Origin of the sequence: Brevibacillus sp. SAFN-007a, assembly GCF_051967035.1 — a bacterium.
In the GTDB taxonomy this organism is placed as follows: domain Bacteria; phylum Bacillota; class Bacilli; order Brevibacillales; family Brevibacillaceae; genus Brevibacillus.
Genome location: NZ_JBQCKK010000005.1, coordinates 41,127 through 60,551 on the forward strand (window position 1 = coordinate 41,127; position 19,425 = coordinate 60,551).

Sequence of the window (19,425 nt, forward strand, 5' to 3'; positions counted from 1 at the left end):
TACTAAGAGCATGACCCGCTTGCTTGCCTTTCGTGCTGCTTGCTGCTTTTGTCCGGCTTCGCCTTTGCAGCCATACGTTTGCTTGCGGGACTGACGGGATTGGTTCGTGTTTGCCTTGTCGGTCTCGCCGCTTCCTGCCTGGCCAGCCCTACGGATGATCGAGCGTGGTGTTTACGGCATTTTGCCATCGCAGTGGTCAAGAGCTTGTTGCACGCTTCCTTTTGCAACCAACCAAGATTCCAGCTCATTTTCAATTTAGGAAGGAGGATCAGGATGAACGTCATCGGCATCATCCAGACGGATTTAAACGAATTCAGCGTATTGTTTGAGCCGCAAAACGGCGGGCAAGGCGGAACCGACGGCGGTGGACAGAACGGCGGCGGGCAGCAATCGAGTGGCGGCGGGCAAGATTTTCAGGACAGCGACTCCATGTTCCTCAGTTTTCTCGACGAGCAGCCAAGCTCCGGCGAAGGAAGCGGGCAAAGCCGTCAGGCAAACCAGGGCCAAGGACAGCAAGGCGGCCCACAGGAATTGACCGTCCGCATCAAAGGGATACCGGAAGGCCAAAAAGCAAACTTTTTGCAGATGTATCAAATCCTGCAGGACGCGCAGGATTCCCAAGCGCTGGAGCAAAGCCTGACGATCGTGAACACTGACCAACAGGACGGTCAGGATGCGAGTCGCAGACAAAGCCAAGGCCAGGGACACGGCTCCGGCAAGCAAAACAAAACGACCCATTGAGACAACCAACGCCTTGGGCCTCGCCTCGATCCGAGCCTCAGGCATAAAAAAACCACCTGGAAAGTCTCCAAGTGGTTTTTTCACGTTATCCGTCATTCTTTGCTTGTGGCGTACTGCCAAGTCCCCGCTCTGCCGTTGACCTCATGTTTCTGTAACCTGCGCTCGCACAGGTGGGTGACCCCTCTGCCCTTCAGCCTTCCCATGCATCCCCAAAAGGGAGGTGGGCCTGACATCCATCGCAAATTTCCGTCTCCCGAAAAACACGTATAAGGTTAGAAACATTTATGGCCTTACGTACATCGCAGGATCTTGCTATCCCTACTTTACCACACAATTCATGCTCGCTCAACGTATATTCTTCCCTGCTTCTTTCCCATTCTGCATGCAGCGAAGAACCAGGCCGGCGCATTCACGAGCTGAGCCGAGCATCCTTACGCCTCCGTCGCGCTTACGTCCGTTTCATTTTGGCGCGAACGAGCGATTGAAACGCGGGATCGGCGACCAGAGCGGGCTGCTGCTGCTTTTCCCAGGCGAGCGCATACTCCAGGCCATTAAAATGGCATCGTCCCAACCCCTCCTTCGTGACGGCATAGGCCTGTCTCGGCAAACGCCGCACGGCAGCCACCAGCGCTTCCACCTCCTGCTCGATGAGCGCCGGCTCCACCGCCCGATAGATCAAGCCGATTCTCTCGGCCGTTTGCCCTGAAATCTTCTCCCCGAGCAGAGCCAGCCGTTTGGCCCATGCGGTTCCTACCAGCTGCGGCAACAAATACGTGCCGCCAAAATCGGTAGTGAGTCCGATCTGGACGAACGGCTCCTGCAGCACAGCATCGGTCGCAGCAATGACAAAATCGGCGTGCAGCGCCAGGTTGAGCCCCGCTCCGACCGCAACCCCTTCGACGACGGCAATCACCGGCTTCGGCATCTGATGCAGCCGCCAAATAAAATCATTGATGACCGCAAGCGCCTCATCCGCCTCGCTTTTCTCGCGCAAAGCGGTCAGTACGGTCAAATCAGCGCCGGAGCAAAAATTGCCGCCTGCTCCCCTCAGAAGGAGCACTTCCACCTCCGGATCATCCGCCGCCTCTGCCAGCGCCTTTTGCAACAGCGAAAACATCTCGACCGTCATCGCATTCAGCACGCGGGGCCGATTGAGCGTGATCGTGCAAATTCCCTCTTCCTTTTTCACCAACAGCGGGTTTGTTTGGACCTCTTGCTCCATTTTTGCCTCTTCTCCTTCCCATGGGGACGATGTTCCGCTCTCGCCTAAACAAAGCTGTCTTGCTAGATTTTCGTGATGAATGACCATTCACCCTGCTTTTTGCAGGAAAATTACGAAAAAAGCCGTCCTGGGCGAACGGCTCTTCCCTGGCCCCACCGATTCATTTCACGAACCGAAACGTAAGCGGGTAGCGATAGGTTTTCCCTTCGTTTGCCCGGACAGCGGCGATCACGACAAAGACGATCCAGAACAAGAACAGGGCCACCCATAAGATCACACCGATCAAGACAAGGACGAGGACGCTGGAAATGACGGCGTAAATCGTGACCGAGATACCGAAATTGAGCGCTTCCTTTCCATGCTCCTGAAAAAAGACGCCTTCGTCTTGTTTGAACAGCCAGAGCAACAGCGGTCCCAGCACATTGCCAAATGGGATAAGAAGGCCGAGCAGAGCGGACAGATGCACGATCATGGCCCACATTCGCTCCTCTTTTCCGACCAGATGGTTCATTTGCATTCCCCCATTCCTTCGTTACTGTAGTCTACGATGCCATCTGGGCAAACTTGCGGAAAAACGAAAAAAGCGCCGCAAAAGGCGCTTTTTTCGATGAATTAGTATTTGCTGTCGTGACCGTGTCCACCCCAAGAGGACCCGTAACCGCCTTGTCCGCAGCTTTCTCCGTATTGGTGATGATGACCGCAACTGCTGCGGCCGGTTTTACATTCCGTTCTGTAGTAAGGCTTGTAGTAGCAATGTTTTTTGTAGTATTTCTTCTTGCAGCACTTCTTGTAGTAGCAATTGCAATGAGACTTTCTGCATCCGCAACCCATGAACCTCACCCCCTCCTGTTCGTTACATCTACAACGTATGTAGGTGAAGGTGCATCGGCATGGTACACTTGTCTATTCTTTGGTCAAAATGAGCGGATGTCCTGTCTGAAACACAACAAAACCGGCAGGACAGCTGCCGGTCGATTTTGGTGATGGGGAAAACCTAAAAAAGCTCTGGCAACGAACCAGAAAATAAGGGCGTGTAGGCGTAAAACCTTATTGCGTCACAATTTTTCGCAGGGCATTGATCCCGTGATGATCGGGAATTTCCTGATATTCTTTTACTTTTGGCAACGTCAGCAAATGAGGTCTGACCATATAGCCTGGCTTCGAGATATAGACGACATCGCAATTCGTGATCAGATCGAACACGTCGGGATGATTCGCTTCGATCGTCCGGATATCCAGATGCGTGATGCCTGCATTGTACAAGTCATGGATCATGCCAGCCGCGCCGCGGATCGTTGCGCAAACCAGTCCGACTTTGGTATGGCGGGGATACGCCTCCATGGCCGGGATGACGGTAGTCGGATCGGGAATAAAATCGAGGCTGACCACAGGCGGAGCCTCGGGGGGCAAGCGGTGCTTCATGCGCAAATTAACGGAAGGATGAGTAACGATCGCCTTGTATTGCTGCAAAAAGCTCGGGTCCTGTTCGACTCGCTGGGAAAAATCATCGAAGGTCCGCCCCTCCAGCATGACGCTGGGGAGATGGTACTGCACCAGACGCAAATATTCGGCAAGCTCCAACTCGGTGAACCGTAAAAACAGGACGGGAAACTGGTTGATTTCCTGCATGACGGAAGAGAGAACGCGGGAAAATTCATCCATGGAATACCCCATGGCCTTGACTTTGTGCAGCGTCTCTTTCGCCAGCAAGGCGAGATGGGCGGGATTGCGGGTCAGTTGAGGATCGTTGATAATGTTGCTGACGATGGTCCCTCGCCCCTGGCGCGAATCGACCATTCCTTCCTGCTGCAAGCGTAGATACACGCTGCGGACCGTGTTGTAATTGATTTTCAGCTGCGCCGCCAGCTCTCTGACCGTCGGCAACTGCTCATTGGGCGCAAGCTCTCCGCTGCGAATCGAGGAGGCAATTTGTTGATAGAGCTGTTCGTGGTAGGAAACATTCGAATCCTTTTGCAGGGTCAGGCGTAGCATGAATTCACCTCTTCATCCATCGTTGAAACCATCGTATATGAATTTTGAATCGAACGTCAATAGAAGCTGGCAGCATGAAGCTCGCCGCGACGGCCATACTAAGGCAGATCACACATGGCGAGAAAGAAGGTGTCTTGATGGGAGAACAAAGCCGTTTTCGAGAAGGCGACAAATCGCCCAAAAACGCAGTGTACATGGAAATCGGGGAAACGGGCGCGAGCGTGCAGGACCCGATGATTATCGAACTGGACAAAGGCGAAAAGTTTCCCGCGACCCGCAACAAAAACCGGGTCTGGACCCAAAAGTAGGGGCACATCAGCAAGAAAACCAACCTGGCCGCAAACAGCTAGGTTGGTTTCTTCTTAATCCTTGTCTTCTTCGTCTTCGCTGTCTTCCTCGTCCTCATCGTCACCACTCACATAGACGATGGTAACGCCAAGGCTCTCCAGAAGGGCCAGGACTTCCCTGTTCAGCTCCTGATCCATGAGCAGTCCCAGGCTCTCCACCAGCTCAAGCTCCTCCAGATCGCCGCGCTCGGCATCCTCAATCAGCTCGATGACCTCGGTCATTCGCTTTTTCTCCAGGACAGCCATCAGTTCATCTCTTGTCATCTCGTGTTTCCCACCTCGATTTCTCTACGCTATGCTTTATAATATAGTACAGAAACAAACCGTTGAAAACAGAGCGGTCACGACCTTGTGGGTAACGGCAAAAAGCGCAGCCGCTTGCCCGAAAGCGTCGAGGCGTTTTTTCTACAAAAAGAGCGAGGTGAAGTCCATCATGTATCCTGAGCCGTATCTGGACTACCTGGTTCAGTTTCATGTCGAACGCGACTATTTCGAGTGCCACGAAATTTTGGAAGAGTATTGGAAAAGCGCCCCGCCAAAGGAGCGGCAGTCTGTCTGGGTCGGCTTGATTCAAATTGCTGTCGGGCTGTACCACCATAGGCGCGGCAACGTAACCGGCGCCCGCAAAATGCTTGCCAGCGCCTGCACCCTCGTGAAGCGGCACCACGAGGATGTGGAACGACTGGGCTTGGACAGTACCGCCCTGGAGCGCTTGCTGACCGAGCGCCTGGAGGAGATCAACAACGGTCTGCCCTACCGCAGCATCGCCTTGCCGATGCAAGCAGCCGAACTGATTGCCGCCTACAAAGCCGCTTGTGCCAAGCAAAACCAACCCGAGTATCGCGACAGCGACATGAGCGATCCGTTTTTGCTGCACAAACACACCTTGCGCGACCGCAGCGACGTCCTCGCGGAACGAGAGCGGCAGCTACAGCTCCGCCAGGGAAAACAGAACGATTCCGATTCCGATTCCGTGACTTGATGCGATCACTCTGCGACAAAAACGGCCGGAATCGCCTCACTGAACCAAAATGCTCCGCTCCCTTTGAAAAAGCGGACGCCGGCATCCCGCGCCCGAGCCGCCTGCACGGTCAGCAAAGCGAGTGTGTCCTCCGGCAACCCGATGTCTTCGACCTTGCCAGCAAGCTGGACAAGCTCGCTTGCGATCGGCAAAAGTCCCTCGCTGAGCGCTTGCGACACCAGCTTGGCGTGCGTGCCGTAATACAGGCGCTCTGGCGGCTCTGCCTCTGTGAGCCGAGCGGCCGTCCTGGTCGGCGCAAAGCCGTACGTGGCGCGAATCCATTCGCCCCCGTCCCACTCGATCTGCCGCTCCGGGTCCTTTTCCACCACCTGCCACAGATCGGAGCGACTGAGATTCGCCCAGCCCGTGATCGCGCGCAACGAAGCGAGCAAGGGTCCTGTCGGCGTAAAACCGTATGTATCGAAGTAAAGCTGGACGTGCTCGTTTTTTTGCCGCAGGATACTGAGCAGCCGTTTGCGCAGCGTGATTTCCGCTTGTTGCGCCAGCAAGATTCCTCCCCCTTCCTCTCTTGACCCGCTAATAGATCCAGAAAACAACAGCCAATGCCAAGCCCAAATCCGCCAGCAAATGGCTGAACCAGGTCGGGTAGATGGACGGAAACACGCCCTTCATCCAGCCCCAGATCACTCCGGCGCCGTACACGGCGGTCGTAAGCAGCAAGCCTTGCCAAAAACCGAACAAGGCTGTCGTGATAATCAGGTGGTACAACGTGTAAAAAAAGCTCGTGAGCAGGACGGAGGCGACACGAGAGAGCGAACGCAGCATTCGCTGCAAAACAAAGCCTCGCCAGAACAACTCCTCCAGAAGCGAATTGACGACCACCAGATACAGCGCAAACAAGCCGACCCAGTTGCGGTTCAGCCCCCACGACTCCAGCCCGGCCCGCACGATGTCCGGCCTTCCCTCCGCCTGCAAAACCAGCCACAGCCCCGCCTGGATACCTGTGAAAAACAGCAGTCCCAGCCCGATCCCGAAAAGCGCCCCCCGTTTTTCGAAGCGCCCCCATGCCAGGCGCCAGTGCTCCTGCAAGCTTTTTTCCCACCAGCCGTGCAAAAGCGGGATTCCTACACAAACCACCAAATGAAACGAAACAAACGTGACAAACAAGCTGTGTCGCTCTACCAGCCCGTAAAAAATGGCGAGCGTGGCAGCAAACCCATACCCGATCAAAAGAAGCAGTGTACGTTTTCGCGCCATGTTCGATAAGCTCCTTTGCTGCATCATCGCCGCCCATTTTTCCTGTAATGTGCCCGTTATTACCAGGAAGCATACATCGATTGACAATCAATATACAAATATTTGGGCAGATGCTATACTGAGTGATACCGTTTTGAAAAAAATCGATCGGTTCAATTTTTTTGTTACAACTTTATCAAAGAGAGGGAGTGGTCTCCTCTTGTGGCGCAACCGAACCTTTCTCTTGCTGATGACAGGCGAGATCGTCGCTGGGGCAGGCATGTGGATTTCCATTATTGCCAATTTGTCGTTCATGCAGAGCCTGATCCCTTCCGAAACCGTGAAGGGGCTGATTTTGATGACCGGCCTGATCGCAAGCATCCTGCTTGCTCCGAAAGCAGGCGTCGTCATCGACATGTACGACAAAGGAAAAATCATGCTCTGTGCCAGCCTGGCGCGAATTTTAAGCCCTGTGTGCATGTTTCCCGCGCTCGCCTACGATTCGATGGTGTGGATGATCGTCTCGCTGATCGTCATGCAAGTGTCGGCGGCGTTTTACTTTCCGACCGTGCAAGCCTCCCTGCCTGCCATCTTGACCCAGGATGAACTGCTGAAAGCGAACAGCGCCTACTTGAACATTTCCACGCTGTCGCGCATCGGCGGAACGGCCCTCGGGGGAATTCTCGTCGCCTCCATGGAGCTGTCCATGCTGTACGTCTGTTCGATGCTTGCGTACGCGATTCTCGCCGTCGTCACGCTGTTCCTGCGCATTCCTCCTGTCGCCTCGCGCAACCGGAAGGAAAAAGTGGAGTTTCGCGAAGTGCTGACGATGGCCCGCAAAGACCCGGCGCTGTTTGTCGGGCTTATCAACAACGGGTTGATTACGCTGTTTTTGGGCGGCATCAATTTGTTGATTCTCAACCTCAGCGAACTCCAGCAGGCGCCTCAGCTCATGGGCTGGATTTACGCCGTAGAAGGAACGAGCATCCTCATCGGCGGTCTGCTTGCCAAGCGGTGGATCGGCGGCAAAAACCTGGTCGCAGCCTCGACACTCATGCTGTTTTTCTTTGCCCTCTCGCAATTCGGGATGTCGTTTGCCGATCACAAAGTGATGGTGCTGTCCTCTTTTTCCCTGTTCGGCTTTGTCGTCGCCTTCTTTTTCCCGGTGATCGCGACGATCTTTCAGAAGCGGCTGCCCGCCCACCAGCACGGACGGTTTTTCTCTTTCAAAAGCATGCTGGATCGCGCCTGTTTCCTGCTCGCGCTCGGGATCACCGGAATCGGCCTGGATTTGCTCGGGATCAACGGCTACTTGCTGTTTATCGGCTTGCTGACGCTCTTGTCCGGCCTGTTGACGTTTCTCTACAGCAAAAAGCACAGGCTGGATGTCCGTCAAAGCGACGAGGCAGCCGCCTAGCAAAAACGCCGTTCGCCTGTCTACGGCTTTTCCATATGCCGCCATTTGGTGTACACTAGAAACAACAACGTTGAAACTATGTGGCAAGTCTCTGGAGGCGTTTTTTCCATGCAGCTATTATCTTCCCCTGCATTCGGCATCCTGGTTCCGCTCCTGATGGCGACTGCGGTCATCTTTGTGCGTATGCGCAGGCAAAAAAAGCCTGTGTCCGCGAAGAGCATCATTCTGCCGCCTTTCTTCATGGCGACGGGCTTTGCCATGTTTTTGTTTCCGGAGGCGGCGCTCCCGCCGATGTACGATGTGGCCGCCTTTGTCACGGGACTGATTTTCTCGATTCCATTGATTATGACTTCGCGTTTTGAAGTGATCGGCCAAGACGTCTACCTCAAGCGCTCCCGGGCGTTTTTCTTCATCCTGGCTGGTCTGTTGCTCATCCGGGTGATTATCAAGCTGGTCATCAACGACAGCTTTACCCCGATTCAGACGGGCGGACTGTTTTTCCTGCTCGCTTTTGGCATGCTCGTCCCCTGGCGAATCGCGATGCTGTACATGTACAAGCAATTGACGAAAAAGACGTTTGGCGCGCAATGAGGCGTGGGGAAAACGAAAAAGCAACGGGCTTCCTCTTTTGGGTGAGGGGCCGGTTGCTTTTTTGTTCCGGAAAATGGGTTGGACGCCGTGCGTGATGAAAGAGATGACACCGTTAGCGCGCTACACGCTGGTCATGATCGATGGGGAACGTTACGCACGGGTGTGAGCGAACCGTTGTTTTTCGTTACCGTTGTTTGCTTCCAGCAAATGATGTTGGAAAAAAGCTACCGTGTGGGTAATGATCTGCTTGCTCCGCAAATCGTCATCCCAGAGATCGAAAGCGTGGCGACCGGCGGGATAAAGGTAATAGTCGAGAGAAACATTTTGCTTGGAGGCGGTCAAAACGAATTCATCAATCGTCGCGTTCAAGTCGGCCCGATCTGCCCCTGCTTTCGCTACCAAAAGCGGCGGAAGGTTTGCAGGCGCTTCCTCCAGCGCAACCCGTGCGGATGCAGCCCGCAAAGTTTGCTCATCCAGATCAGGAAGCACAGCTCGCGCGCTACCCAAATCCATAATCGCGTACAAGGCGGCGACACAGCGAATGTCACCCGCCTTATTCCGCAGCGCAGTCGGAAGTCCGACAGGGCCACCGGCGGAGCACACCCAGACCCCGAGTCGCTCGCGCGCGATGCCAAGCTGCTCTCCGCTCTTGCGAATGTACGTCAAAGCGTCCTCCACTAACTCTGACTACGTTGTTATGTTGCACGTATATTGCGCACACAAAAAAGCTGTCCTCCTTCGGACAGCTTCTTTCACTCGTTCCTGCGCCAAATCGTGGATTTTCGTCTCTGCACGCCCACGCCGCTTTCCCAAGCTGCGTGTTCCTTCAAAACTCCACGTAAAACGGGTGCTTTTCTTCCTGCAAGCACAACTCGATTCGCTGCCGGAAGTTGCTCCACGTAACCTTTGTTAGCGCCTCTTCAATCGGGAAAAACCCGGCTTCCAGACACTCGGGCGTCGCGATCAGCTTCCCGCCAATCGGCCTCGCTAAAAACAGCACATTGCAGATCGACTTGCTCACGTTTTGAAACACGCCGCAAAACTTCGTAATTTCGATGTCCAAGCCGCACTCTTCCTTCGTCTCCCGGATGGCTGCCGCCCGGATGGACTCGCCTTCCTCCACCTGTCCGCCAGGCATCTCCCAGCCGCGCCTCGGGCCTTTTATCAGCAGCACTTCCTTGCGCTCATTGACAATGATCGCTGCGGTAGACAGTGAATGCTTAGGTACAGGCAAAGGCTTGCCTCCTTGTTTTCGATTTCTTGCTTTTGCTGTCCGTCAAGTGAGATACATTCCGCCGCACATGTCGAGCGAAAGCGGCCATGCATTCGCCGCGCCGATTTTCGCGAAAAAAGGACGCTCGCCGCGAGCCGCTAACGCCTGCTTGGCCACCCCAGGCTGCGTCGGTTCACACAGGACGATGCTTCCGCCGGGCAGCGCAAGCGACAGGCAACGCGCACCCAGTCGCTCATCCGTGAAAACTTCCCCGCCCGGCAAGCCGAACCACCGCGTCCAGTCCGCGGCAGCCGCGTCCACATCCGCGACCGCGAAGCCGACAGCCAGAAGCTCGGCGGCTCCGTTCGGATGGGGAGCGATGATCCCGCGCTGCGTCAAATCTGCCTGGCGCTCCTCGTCTGTCTCCTGCCACTCAATCAAAAACGGCAGCTTTCGCGCAGTCTGCGGGTCTTCGGCAAACAGCATGCGCCAGCGCAAGGTTTTGCCGTCGTCTCTTATGCGGCTGCCGTCTACTGGCCCTGTCAGCTTCAGCCCACGCGCGCGAAATCGCTCCACCCACCGATCCATTTCGCTGGTGCGCAAGGCGATTTGTCCAAGCCCTTCCCCAAGCTCGTGCTCCGCGACCAGCTGCGCGATGAGCGGATTGTCGGATTGCTCGGCAACGACGGCATCCTCAACGGCCAAAAACTCCACATACGACAAGCCAAAATAGCTGAGACTGTTCCACGTCCCCCACTGGGTGTGCCTGCCTCCCGGTACAGCGTGAAACCCGGCCTCGCGAAACAGCCGCGCTGCTTCTGCGGGCGGACGATGGACAAAATGAACCAGATGGTCAAACGACAATGGCATCTTTTTTCGCCTCTTTTCGTAGTACCTTGTATCCTGGATAAAAAATACCAGCTTTTCGTTAGCAAAGAAAGGAGACACATGAACGAAACGAATCTCAGCCGGAGGCGCTCCCGGCGAAGGCAGACAAAACCGAAGTGGCTTCGGGCAGGGAAAAACACGCTGCTTTTCAGCTTGCTCGCCGTCCTCGGGGCAGGCGCTTATCTCGGCTTCACGGCGCTCGGCAAACATGAGGCTCCCGCAGACAATCCGGCACCAGCGCCGGTCGCTACTCCAGAGCCGACTGTCCGGCTCAGCTTTGTCGGGGACGTGATGATGTCCGGAAATGTGGAAAAAGTAGTAGGAGAAAAAGGCTACGCCTACCCGTTCACGCATGTGCGCGAGCTGTTTTTGCAGGATGACTACACCATCGCCAACCTGGAGACGCCGCTTACGACCAGAGGAACTCCCGCCGACAACAAAGCGTACGTCTACAAGTCCTCCCCTTTGGCTGCGCCTGCCATGCAGGCCGCCGGAATCGACGCGGTCAATCTGGCGAACAACCACTCGATGGACCAGGGCGTAGACGGCTTGCTCGATACGTTCGCCGCGCTGGAGGAACACCGGATCGCCTATGTCGGGGGCGGGGTCGATGCCGCTCGCGCCTACGCGCCAGTGTTTGTGGAGAAAAACGGTATCAAGCTCGCCCTGCTCGGCTTCAGCCGGGTCATACCGGAAGTGGGCTGGTTTGCGCAAAAAAACGCGCCGGGACTGGCGGGAACCTACGATCCCGCTCTGGCGGTAACAGCCATCCAGCAGGCAAAAGCACAGGCTGATCTCGTCGTGGTGATCGCCCACTGGGGCAAAGAGCGCGAAGATTTTCCCGTCGCGCACCAAAAAGAACTCGCCAAAGCGTACATCGACGCAGGCGCGGACCTGATCGTCGGCGGTCATCCGCACGTGCTGCAAGGCTTTGAGCAGTATCGTGGCAAATGGATCGCCTACAGTCTGGGCAACTTCATTTTCACGCGCTCGACCGAGCCGAAAACATGGGAAACGATGGTGCTGCAAGCAAGCTGTACGAAAGACGCCGTCTGCGACCTGACGATGCTTCCCTTCCACGCCGAACTGGGACAAGCCGTACCAATGGACGTCACAGAGGGAGCCGCCTTGCGCAAGCGAATCGAATCGCTCTCGGAAAATGTCCAGATTGACCCAGACGGTCGCGTGCAGGCCCGCTCATGAAAAGCGGGCGCGACCGATTGCCGGTTTTCCTTTTACGCTGATTCAAGCAGCGGGAAGCAGCGCACAGCCAGACCGAAATCGCGTGTCAGCATTTCCTCGTGCTCTTCGCAAATCCCCGTTACGATCAGTCCTGCCCGCAGCACACCGCCCAGGTCGAATTGCACTTTCAGCTTCGTCACATTCACGCCCGACTCGCGCAAGAAATGCAGGACGCGATCAGGGGTCGCGGCGGGACACGAGCCTTCGAGATAACACAGCACGCGTTCGTCCTGCGCCTGATTCGGCTGCGCTACCGCCGTTTGTTCCTTCCAGGCCGGATGCGGAGTAAATGGCTGCGTCAACAAATACGCCAAGTCTTCCACAACGGCGCTTGCGGTTGGCAGTTCCCCTGCGCCTCTGCCCGTAAACAGCAGATCGCCAACGATGTTTCCGGAAAGCTGTACAGCGTTGAAGGCATCCTGGATTTGCGCCAGCGGATGGGCGACAGGCAGCATGGTCGGCTGAACGGAAAGCCGGATTCCCTGCTCCGTTTTCTGCGCCTGGGCAATCAGCTTGATCCGGTAGCCCAGCTCGCTTGCGATGCGGATGTGGCCGGGAGACAAATCCGAGATTCCTTTGCGCACGACATGGGTAAGCGGCAGCGATTCGCCGTACACAAGCTGCGCAAGAATGTACAGTTTGTACATCGCGTCGTATCCTTCCACGTCAGAACGCGGGTCGGCTTCCGCATACCCCAGCTCCTGGGCCTGCTTCAGCACTTCCTGATAGGGCAGCTGCTCCGCTTCCATTTTCGTCAGGATGAAGTTCGTCGTGCCGTTGAGAATGCCGCGCACTCCGTGTATATCGTTCGTGCGCAGAAACTGCCGCAGCACGCTCAAAATCGGAATGCCGCCCGCCACACTCGCCTCGTAGGCCAAATGAACCTGATGCCGGTTGGCCAAATCGACCAGCTCTGTGCCGCGTTTGGCAAGCAACTCCTTGTTCGCGGTCACCACATGGCAGCCTTTTTCGATCAGGGCGCGCACGTAGTCGTACGTCGGCTCGACGCCCCCCATGACCTCGACAACAATGTCCACGTCACTTTTCAGCACCTCCTCAAAATCTGTAGTCAACAGCGCGGGATCTACCTGAACGGCCCGTTCTTTTTCCGAATCGCGGACCAACGCTTTGACAATCTCGATTCGTTTGCCCAATCGAGCGGCCAGCTTTTCCTGCTGCGACCGAATCGTTTTGATGACGCCGCCCCCTACTGTTCCCAAACCTAGCAACCCTACCTTGACTACGCCTGCGCTCATGTCTACCACCTCATCGCCCATTTTCGTAAAAAGAAAAAACCTTCCCGCTAAGAAGAAGGCTTGCATCGACGAATCCCTCTCCTTATCTCCCAGGACGCTTCCGCCCTGCAGGAATTGGCACCTTGTTGCAGCATGCAACGGTTGCCGGGCTTCATCGGGCCAGTCCCTCCACCTCTCTGGATAAAGAACATGTTGAATTTTTGCTCTTTCTTCTCTAAGGAAGCGGCGTAGCCATTGCCTGTTGCCAAGCAAAACGTCCAGCAGGCTGCTTCCCCGCTTTTTGTCCATCCCTGTACAGGAACGCTCCGAAATGATTGCCGCCCGGACTGGACGCTTCCTCCTCCGTTTACGTTTCCGCTTGGGCATTTGCAGACCTGCCGCATAGTCGAACATCAAAAAAACCTTCTTCGCTAAGAAGAAGGTTCGCCTTGACTGCTACGATGGACCCGCTTCTTATCTTTCGAGGCGAAAACGCCCCGCAGGAATTGGCACCTTGTCGCACATGCAACGGTTGCCGGGCTTCATCGGGCCAGACCCTCCACCTCTCTGGATAAGAACTGTGTTTGTTGTTGAGCCTATTCTAAGAAATTCCATCGGATTCGTCAACAAAATTCTTTCTGTGCCCGCCGTAAAAAGGCGTCTGCAAATCGTCCGCCTATGTTCCCTGCCAGCCTTCAAACAGCAGCACCCTTGCCGGAGCCGCATCTGTACCAATCAGCTTCAACGGGGCCGCGACCATAAAGTAGTTTCCGGCAGGCACTTCGCGAAGCCGCAATCCCTCGATCACAATGACGCCTGCGCCAAACAATGTCTTATGGGTCGGGTGTCCTTCCTGGCTGCGCTCAATCCCCAGTGCATCTGTGCCGACGCCGCGCACGCCCTTTTCCGCCAAATACTCCGCGCCGTCTCGGGCCAAATAGACGAACTCGAACGAAAAGGCATCCTCCCACGAATTTTTCGTTTGAAACAGGACAAACTCTCCGGGGGCAATGTCGCAGCCTTCCAGCTCCGCCCGCCCGATCTTGTCCTGCACATGCGTCAGGTCGAGCACGCGGCAGTTTCCTACCAGCTTTTCCAGCGGAATGCTTTCCAGCGTCTCGCCACCCTGCACCATGTGCAGCGGTGCGTCCACGTGCGTGCCAGCATGCACATCCATATCGATTCTCGATTCGGTTACATAGCCGTTGGTTGCGGACAAAATCCTCGGCTGCTTCTCCGGCTTGTTTTTGTACACCGTCATCCCTTCAAAAATAGGCGCGGTCACATCATACATTTTCATTGCCCTTCGCCTCCCCGTTTCGCTCGTTTTTTCCTGTCTCCGTCGGCCTGCTTCTTCCTCGCAGATCGGCCGGAAAGACGACGCCGATTTGTCTTCTCGCCTCGTCCATGACTTCCATCGTCCATCTGGAGGCTGCATGAGAATTCGTTGTCGACTCTCTGGCGCCCACCGCAGCCAGCCGGATGAACTCCCTGATTTCGTAATGCATGGGTGGCAACGTCTGGGGCCTGGTCACATCCTCGCTCCTGCCGTCCCGGTAGCGAATCTCGATGCGTGTCAGGTGGTTGATTTTATCAATCACCATCGTGGCATCCTCCCCCTGAATCTCTGCCGGCTGATAAGAAGTCGTAATCTTGGAAAAGCCGAGGATGGCATCCATCTCTTCGTACTTCAACAGCATGCTGCCCGCCCCGTCTACCCCTGACGCCAACACGACGCCTTCCGCCTTGACCTGCTTGGGCTTGCCAAACAGCACGATCGCAGGATACAGGCAGTAGATCCCGATATCCATCAAGGCCCCGTTGGAATAAGCTGGGTCAAAAGCCCGCTGAACCTCACCCGCACGGTAGGCATCGTAACGGGAGGAATACTGACAAAGGCTGGCGACCAAGCGGCGAATCTTGCCCAGCTTGGGCAAATGGTGCTGAATCGTCACAAAGTTGGGCAAAAGCGTAGATTTGACTGCTTCCATGAGCAGCACATCATGCTTTTTTGCCGCCGCGAGCATCGCCGCTACCTCATCCGCGTTCGAGGCGAGCGGCTTTTCACACAGCACGTGCAGCCCCAAGCTCATGCACTGGATAGCCTGCTCGGCATGAAAGCAATTGGGGCTGGCAATATAGACAGCGTCGATCTGTCCGCTCGCTGCCATCTGTATCGGATCGGTATAGCAAAAAGGAGCCGCGAACTTGTCGGCGAATTCCTTGGCGCGCTCAATCGTTCGCGAACAAACCGCTTGCAGGGAAAAGCCTTCTACCGTAAGACCTGCCTGGATGAATTCCTCTGTAATCCAGTTGGTGCCGATTACGCCAAATCGCATGAATCGCTTTCCCCCTTCTCTTTTTCGCTGGTTCGCCGAAGCTGACGGACTTGACCAGACAGCTTTTTCCCTGGTTCGCCGCAATCGGCAGACTGGCGGACGCTTTTTCGCTGCTTCCACCAAAGCGCGAAGCTCTGGCGGATGGCACAGGCCGCACTCCCGTCAGACTTTACCGATGCGCTGGCTCCAGCTCCCGTTCGGCTACGTGATCCAGCCACCAGGAAAACCCTTCTTCCCGAAGCAAATCGCGCGCTGCCTCAGGCCCGTACGAACCAGCCTCATACGACACAAGCGGGACGAGATTGCGCTCGAAGGCCGCAAGAATCGGCTCCACCCATTGCCACGCCAGGCGCACTTCGTTCCAATGGGCGAAGTAGGTGGAATCTCCGCGCAGCGCATCGAACAATAGCCGCTCGTACGCTTCCGGAACGTCCTTGTGGCCTGAGCTGAAATCAACCGTGACCGGCTCAAGCTTGTCGCTGTGGACCGGATTTTTACTATTCAACTGCAAGGCGATTCCTTCTTCGGGGTGCACGTTGATGATGAGCAAGTTGGGCGCTGTCTTTTCCTGCTTCTCCCGGTAAAGCCGCTCCAAAGGGTTTTTGAATTCGATGACGATACGGGTTGCTTTTTCCTTCAACCGCTTTCCTGTGCGAATGTAAAAAGGCACCCCGCTCCAAAACGGATCGTCAATCCAGACCCGTGCGGCTATATACGTTTCCGTCATGGATGCAGGCGATACTCCAGGCTCGTCCCGGTAGCCGACAACCGGAGTCTCTCCGATTCGCCCCGCGCTATACTGGGCGCGAACGACGTTTTTCGCCACGTCTTCTATGGCCAGCGGCCGCACAGCCTCCATCACCTTGCGCTTTTGCGCTCGAATATCTGTTGCCGTGATCCGCTTGGGAATGTGCATGGCGACCATCATCAGCATTTGCAGCATGTGGTTTTGCACCATGTCGCGGAGTGCCCCGGCCTGCTCGTAATAGGCGGCCCGCTCCTCCACGCCAACCGTTTCGCTGGCTGTGATCTGCACGTTTGCGATGTGCCGATTGTTCCACAGCGCGGCAAAAACAGGGTTGGCAAACTCCAGTGCCTCCAGATTCTGGACCATGGCCTTCCCCAAGTAATGATCGATCCGGTAAATCTCTTCTTCGGAAAACGCTTTTGTCAGCTTTTGATTCAGGTCTTCAGCCGATTTCAGGTCCCGTCCAAACGGCTTTTCGATAATCAGGCGCTTCCAGCCTTTTGGGGAGCCCAAGCCGCTTTGGCGGATGTTGGCCGCAATGACCTCGAAAAACTCGGGCGCCACCGACAGATAAAACATGCGATTTTGCGGGAGGTTGAACTCCTGTTCCCGTTGCTCGATCCGTTCACGCAACGTCGCGTATGCCGCTTCATCCGTCACATCGGCTGCTACATACGAAAACGCCGACAAAAATCGCTCCAGCAGCTCCCCGTCGATCTCGCGACGGCGGGAAAAATCCCGGATGGACTGCTCCACGCTTTGTCTAAACGCTGAATCAGACCAAGCCCTCCTGCCCACTCCGACAACGGAAAAGGCGGCAGGCAGCTTTTGATCGACATACAAATTGAACAAGGCAGGAAAGATTTTGCGTTTCGCCAAATCTCCTGTTGCACCAAAAAGGACAAAGCTCATCGGTTCCATATGCGTTTCCTTCCTTCCGTACGCTTGCCATGCGGAATACATGGGTGGTACACACCGTTATTATTAGAGAAAACGTTCCCTTTATCAAGTAAAACACGAGAAAGAATTGTTTTTTCGATCTCACGCTGTCACGGCATGGGACGCGAGGAACAGGTCATATACATGTACTATTCACCTTGCTTCCCTGCATGCAGTTGACGCTGCCAGAACCCGAAAAGGAGGTTTCCATGATGCTTTCGTTTTGTCCCCGCGAGCCCATTGATGATGAGCTGGCGGGCGTCTATCACCGCTCGTCTGTTTCGTTATCCGGGCAAAAATGGCTGTTTCGAATGCGAAGATAGCAGAATTGTCACCAGGGAGGGGGACTCTATGCGAGTCGCGATCTTAGGAGTAGGCGGAGTCGGACAAGTAAGCGCGTGTGAGCTTATCAAATCCCGTTTTGTGACCAAACTGGTCCTGGCCGATATATCCATCGGCCCTGCGGCAGAGCTGGCTCTGGAGCTGCGCCGGGAGACGGATGTGGATATTCAGGTAAAACGCGTGGATGCTCGCGACGTGTCCAGCGTGCGATCCATTTTAGGCGACATCGACCTTTTGCTTCATATCGGTTTGCCGGAAAACAACCTCGCTGTCATGGAGGCTTGTCTGCATACAAGAACGCATTATATCGACACCGCTTCCTGCGGTCCGCAATGGCTGCAAAAGCAGCTGTCCTGGAACGACCGCTTTCGGGAAGCGGGAATTTTGGGGATTATGGGCCTTGGCTGTGACCCCGGGTTTTCCAACATCGCTGCGCGTTACGCCGTCGATGCGCTCGATGAAGTGGACGCCATCCTGATTCGGGACGGCGATAATTCCGTCGTCGATTACGACGGTTTCTGCTCTTATTTCAGCCCGCAGACGGCCATTCAGGAGTGCCTCGCGAAGCCCAACTACTGGACCGCTTCCAAAGGCGAGCAGTATTACCCTACCCCTTTTGCCAACAAGGAGGAATTTGAATTCCCCGAGCCGATCGGCTGGCTGGACTGCTACAATGTGGAGCATGAAGAAGCAACGACGCTCGGGGAAACGATTGGGCGGGCAAAAGGCTGCCAATACGTCGACTTCAAGTACGCCCTGCACCCGGAGTTTGTCAATACGTTGAAAGTATTGCGCTATCTGGGGCTGGACAGCGACGAGGAAATTGAAGTGAAAGGCGTACGCGTCGCCCCGCGCGACGTCGTGGTGACGACCATGCCGAAGCCCGTTGATCTCGCCGGAAAAATTCACGGCTATTCGAGTGTCGGCGCGCTCGTCAAAGGCAGAAAGGATAACAAGCGAAAAGAAGTTTACGTCTACACGATCGCCAATCATGACGAGGTTTTCCAAAAAACCGAGTTCCAGGCAACGATCTGGCAAACCGGCATTCCGCCTGTCGTTGCCGTTGACATGATGGCAGAGGGGCTGCTTACCATGACAGGCTGCATCCCGCCCGAGCTGATCGACCCGATTCCGTTTCTCGAACGGCTGAAGGCGCGCGGCATGAATTGGGATGTCATCGAGAAAACTTCCCCTCTTTTGCAAATCACGTAGCGCGTAAGTTGAGATAAAACCACAGAAAAACCGTGCATGCCGCTTCCCCGGTATGGACGGTTTTTCCGCAGTCTTTCTGTTAGCGTCGAAGCACGGCGCGGACAGGACTTCCATCGGCATCGGCCAAGGCGAGCGGCAGCGCAATCAGCTCGTAATCGCCAGGCTCGATCGCGTCCAGCACAAGTCCTTCCAAAATGTAGATGTCATGCTGGTGCAAGCCGTGGTGGGCAAGCAGTTCCTTGCTGTCCAGCGGGTCGACAGAAGGTACATCCACCCCGAGCAGCCTGATGCCTCTCTCGGCCAGATACGGCGGCAAATCAGGACGGAGGTAGCATATCTCTGCGGGAAACTGGTCAGGGTCAGACCACGACAATGTTTTCAGCAGCAAACGCGTCACGCCTGTCAAATCGACTTCCGCCAAATCGGCAGCGCCAATGCTCGCGCGTCCCGACACATCGACTACTCTCGCTGTCCCCACATACAGATCGAGCGGCAAGGCAAGCGTCTTTTTGCCGTCATCATCAAAATGGAAAGGAGCATCTACATGGGTTCCTGTATGGATGCTCATCACGAGCTTTCCAACATTGACAGAGCCGCTCTCCGACTTCAGCCAGTTTACGGTATATTGATAGGCGGTATCGCCTGGCCAGGTCGGCGTAGCTGCCGTTAGCGGACGGGATATGTCGTACAGCTTCATGTCGATTCCTCCCACGATTTGTTGGATAAGCTCGATTACCCT

21 protein-coding genes, 1 other RNA gene and 2 riboswitches are annotated in these 19,425 nt (G+C 55.5%); of the genes, 7 read left to right on the forward strand and 15 right to left on the reverse strand.

The window, feature by feature from the left end; all coding sequences use genetic code 11:
* Positions 1–273: 273 nt before the first annotated feature.
* A complete protein-coding gene (locus ACTHO6_RS08115; protein WP_440241040.1) occupies positions 274–741 on the forward strand; it encodes a hypothetical protein in 468 nt (155 codons plus the stop codon).
* Between the two features lie 117 nt (positions 742–858).
* Here the strand turns inward: ACTHO6_RS08115 and ssrS are convergent.
* From ssrS to ACTHO6_RS08135, 4 genes are all read right to left on the reverse strand, one after another.
* A non-coding RNA gene (gene ssrS / locus ACTHO6_RS08120) (6S RNA) lies at positions 859–1,052 on the reverse strand.
* Between the two features lie 137 nt (positions 1,053–1,189).
* Positions 1,190–1,963: an enoyl-CoA hydratase/isomerase family protein gene (locus ACTHO6_RS08125; protein ID WP_440241041.1), complete on the reverse strand. Its 774-nt coding sequence runs from the start codon at positions 1,961–1,963 to the stop codon at positions 1,190–1,192.
* Positions 1,964–2,123: 160 nt separating this feature from the next.
* Positions 2,124–2,474, reverse strand: a complete 351-nt coding sequence (locus ACTHO6_RS08130) for a DUF4870 domain-containing protein (protein WP_440241042.1) — start codon at positions 2,472–2,474, stop codon at positions 2,124–2,126.
* A 536-nt stretch (positions 2,475–3,010) separates the two neighbouring features.
* Entirely contained in the window at positions 3,011–3,955 is a 945-nt protein-coding gene (locus ACTHO6_RS08135; RefSeq protein WP_440241043.1) for a GntR family transcriptional regulator, read from the reverse strand.
* 137 nt (positions 3,956–4,092) lie between these two features.
* Here ACTHO6_RS08135 and ACTHO6_RS08140 point away from each other — a divergent pair, with 137 nt between their 5' ends.
* Positions 4,093–4,263 (forward strand): YjzC family protein, encoded by a 171-nt coding sequence (locus tag ACTHO6_RS08140; protein ID WP_005829753.1) that lies wholly within the window; start codon positions 4,093–4,095, stop codon positions 4,261–4,263.
* Between the two features lie 54 nt (positions 4,264–4,317).
* Here ACTHO6_RS08140 and ACTHO6_RS08145 read toward each other — a convergent pair whose 3' ends face one another.
* A complete protein-coding gene (locus ACTHO6_RS08145) occupies positions 4,318–4,566 on the reverse strand; it encodes a hypothetical protein (protein WP_440241044.1) in 249 nt (82 codons plus the stop codon).
* A gap of 169 nt (positions 4,567–4,735) precedes the next feature.
* Between ACTHO6_RS08145 and ACTHO6_RS08150 the strand changes: the two genes are divergently transcribed.
* Positions 4,736–5,284: a DUF309 domain-containing protein gene (locus tag ACTHO6_RS08150; protein ID WP_440241045.1), complete on the forward strand. Its 549-nt coding sequence runs from the start codon at positions 4,736–4,738 to the stop codon at positions 5,282–5,284.
* Between the two features lie 5 nt (positions 5,285–5,289).
* Here the strand turns inward: ACTHO6_RS08150 and ACTHO6_RS08155 are convergent, their stop codons facing one another.
* Positions 5,290–5,832: an RNA 2'-phosphotransferase gene (locus ACTHO6_RS08155; protein ID WP_440241046.1), complete on the reverse strand. Its 543-nt coding sequence runs from the start codon at positions 5,830–5,832 to the stop codon at positions 5,290–5,292.
* Positions 5,833–5,860: 28 nt separating this feature from the next.
* Entirely contained in the window at positions 5,861–6,541 is a 681-nt protein-coding gene (locus tag ACTHO6_RS08160; protein WP_440241047.1) for a CPBP family intramembrane glutamic endopeptidase, read from the reverse strand.
* A gap of 199 nt (positions 6,542–6,740) precedes the next feature.
* Here ACTHO6_RS08160 and ACTHO6_RS08165 point away from each other — a divergent pair, with 199 nt between their 5' ends.
* Both ACTHO6_RS08165 and ACTHO6_RS08170 read left to right on the forward strand, forming a co-directional pair.
* Entirely contained in the window at positions 6,741–7,937 is a 1,197-nt protein-coding gene (locus ACTHO6_RS08165) for an MFS transporter (RefSeq protein ID WP_440241048.1), read from the forward strand.
* Positions 7,938–8,045: 108 nt separating this feature from the next.
* Positions 8,046–8,528, forward strand: a complete 483-nt coding sequence (locus tag ACTHO6_RS08170) for a CcdC family protein (protein WP_440241049.1) — start codon at positions 8,046–8,048, stop codon at positions 8,526–8,528.
* A gap of 150 nt (positions 8,529–8,678) precedes the next feature.
* On the opposite strand, the gene ACTHO6_RS08175 is transcribed toward ACTHO6_RS08170, so the two are convergent.
* The 3 genes from ACTHO6_RS08175 to ACTHO6_RS08185 all read right to left on the reverse strand — a co-directional run bounded on the left by ACTHO6_RS08175 (position 8,679) and on the right by ACTHO6_RS08185 (position 10,611).
* Positions 8,679–9,194 (reverse strand): alpha/beta hydrolase, encoded by a 516-nt coding sequence (locus ACTHO6_RS08175; protein WP_440241050.1) that lies wholly within the window; start codon positions 9,192–9,194, stop codon positions 8,679–8,681.
* 160 nt (positions 9,195–9,354) lie between these two features.
* A complete protein-coding gene (locus tag ACTHO6_RS08180) occupies positions 9,355–9,762 on the reverse strand; it encodes an NUDIX hydrolase (RefSeq protein WP_440241051.1) in 408 nt (135 codons plus the stop codon).
* Between the two features lie 42 nt (positions 9,763–9,804).
* Positions 9,805–10,611 carry a VOC family protein gene (locus ACTHO6_RS08185; protein WP_440241052.1) on the reverse strand — a complete coding sequence of 269 codons (807 nt, stop codon included), beginning with the start codon at positions 10,609–10,611 and terminating at the stop codon, positions 9,805–9,807.
* 78 nt (positions 10,612–10,689) lie between these two features.
* On the opposite strand from ACTHO6_RS08185, the gene ACTHO6_RS08190 reads away from it, so the two are divergent.
* Positions 10,690–11,832: a CapA family protein gene (locus tag ACTHO6_RS08190; RefSeq protein WP_440241053.1), complete on the forward strand. Its 1,143-nt coding sequence runs from the start codon at positions 10,690–10,692 to the stop codon at positions 11,830–11,832.
* Between the two features lie 32 nt (positions 11,833–11,864).
* Here the strand turns inward: ACTHO6_RS08190 and ACTHO6_RS08195 are convergent, their stop codons facing one another.
* From ACTHO6_RS08195 to zwf, 4 genes are all read right to left on the reverse strand, one after another.
* On the reverse strand, positions 11,865–13,127 hold the full coding sequence (locus ACTHO6_RS08195; protein WP_440241054.1) for a homoserine dehydrogenase: 1,263 nt from the start codon (positions 13,125–13,127) through the stop codon (positions 11,865–11,867).
* A gap of 79 nt (positions 13,128–13,206) precedes the next feature.
* Positions 13,207–13,314: riboswitch (SAM riboswitch) on the reverse strand.
* A gap of 263 nt (positions 13,315–13,577) precedes the next feature.
* A riboswitch (SAM riboswitch) is annotated at positions 13,578–13,684 on the reverse strand.
* A 98-nt stretch (positions 13,685–13,782) separates the two neighbouring features.
* Positions 13,783–14,406, reverse strand: coding sequence for a cyclase family protein (locus tag ACTHO6_RS08200; RefSeq protein WP_440241055.1), 624 nt, complete (start codon positions 14,404–14,406; stop codon positions 13,783–13,785).
* A complete protein-coding gene (locus ACTHO6_RS08205) occupies positions 14,393–15,445 on the reverse strand; it encodes a Gfo/Idh/MocA family protein (protein ID WP_440241056.1) in 1,053 nt (350 codons plus the stop codon). The genes ACTHO6_RS08200 and ACTHO6_RS08205 overlap by 14 nt, the downstream gene beginning before the upstream one ends.
* 169 nt (positions 15,446–15,614) lie before the next feature.
* Positions 15,615–17,114 carry a glucose-6-phosphate dehydrogenase gene (gene zwf / locus ACTHO6_RS08210; RefSeq protein ID WP_440241057.1) on the reverse strand — a complete coding sequence of 500 codons (1,500 nt, stop codon included), beginning with the start codon at positions 17,112–17,114 and terminating at the stop codon, positions 15,615–15,617.
* A 369-nt stretch (positions 17,115–17,483) separates the two neighbouring features.
* On the opposite strand from zwf, the gene ACTHO6_RS08215 reads away from it, so the two are divergent.
* Complete coding sequence (locus ACTHO6_RS08215; protein ID WP_440241058.1) at positions 17,484–18,686, forward strand: saccharopine dehydrogenase family protein; 1,203 nt, start codon at positions 17,484–17,486, stop codon at positions 18,684–18,686.
* 79 nt (positions 18,687–18,765) lie between these two features.
* Here the strand turns inward: ACTHO6_RS08215 and kynB are convergent, their stop codons facing one another.
* Entirely contained in the window at positions 18,766–19,383 is a 618-nt protein-coding gene (kynB, locus tag ACTHO6_RS08220) for an arylformamidase (protein WP_440241059.1), read from the reverse strand.
* Positions 19,384–19,425 lie beyond the last annotated feature (42 nt).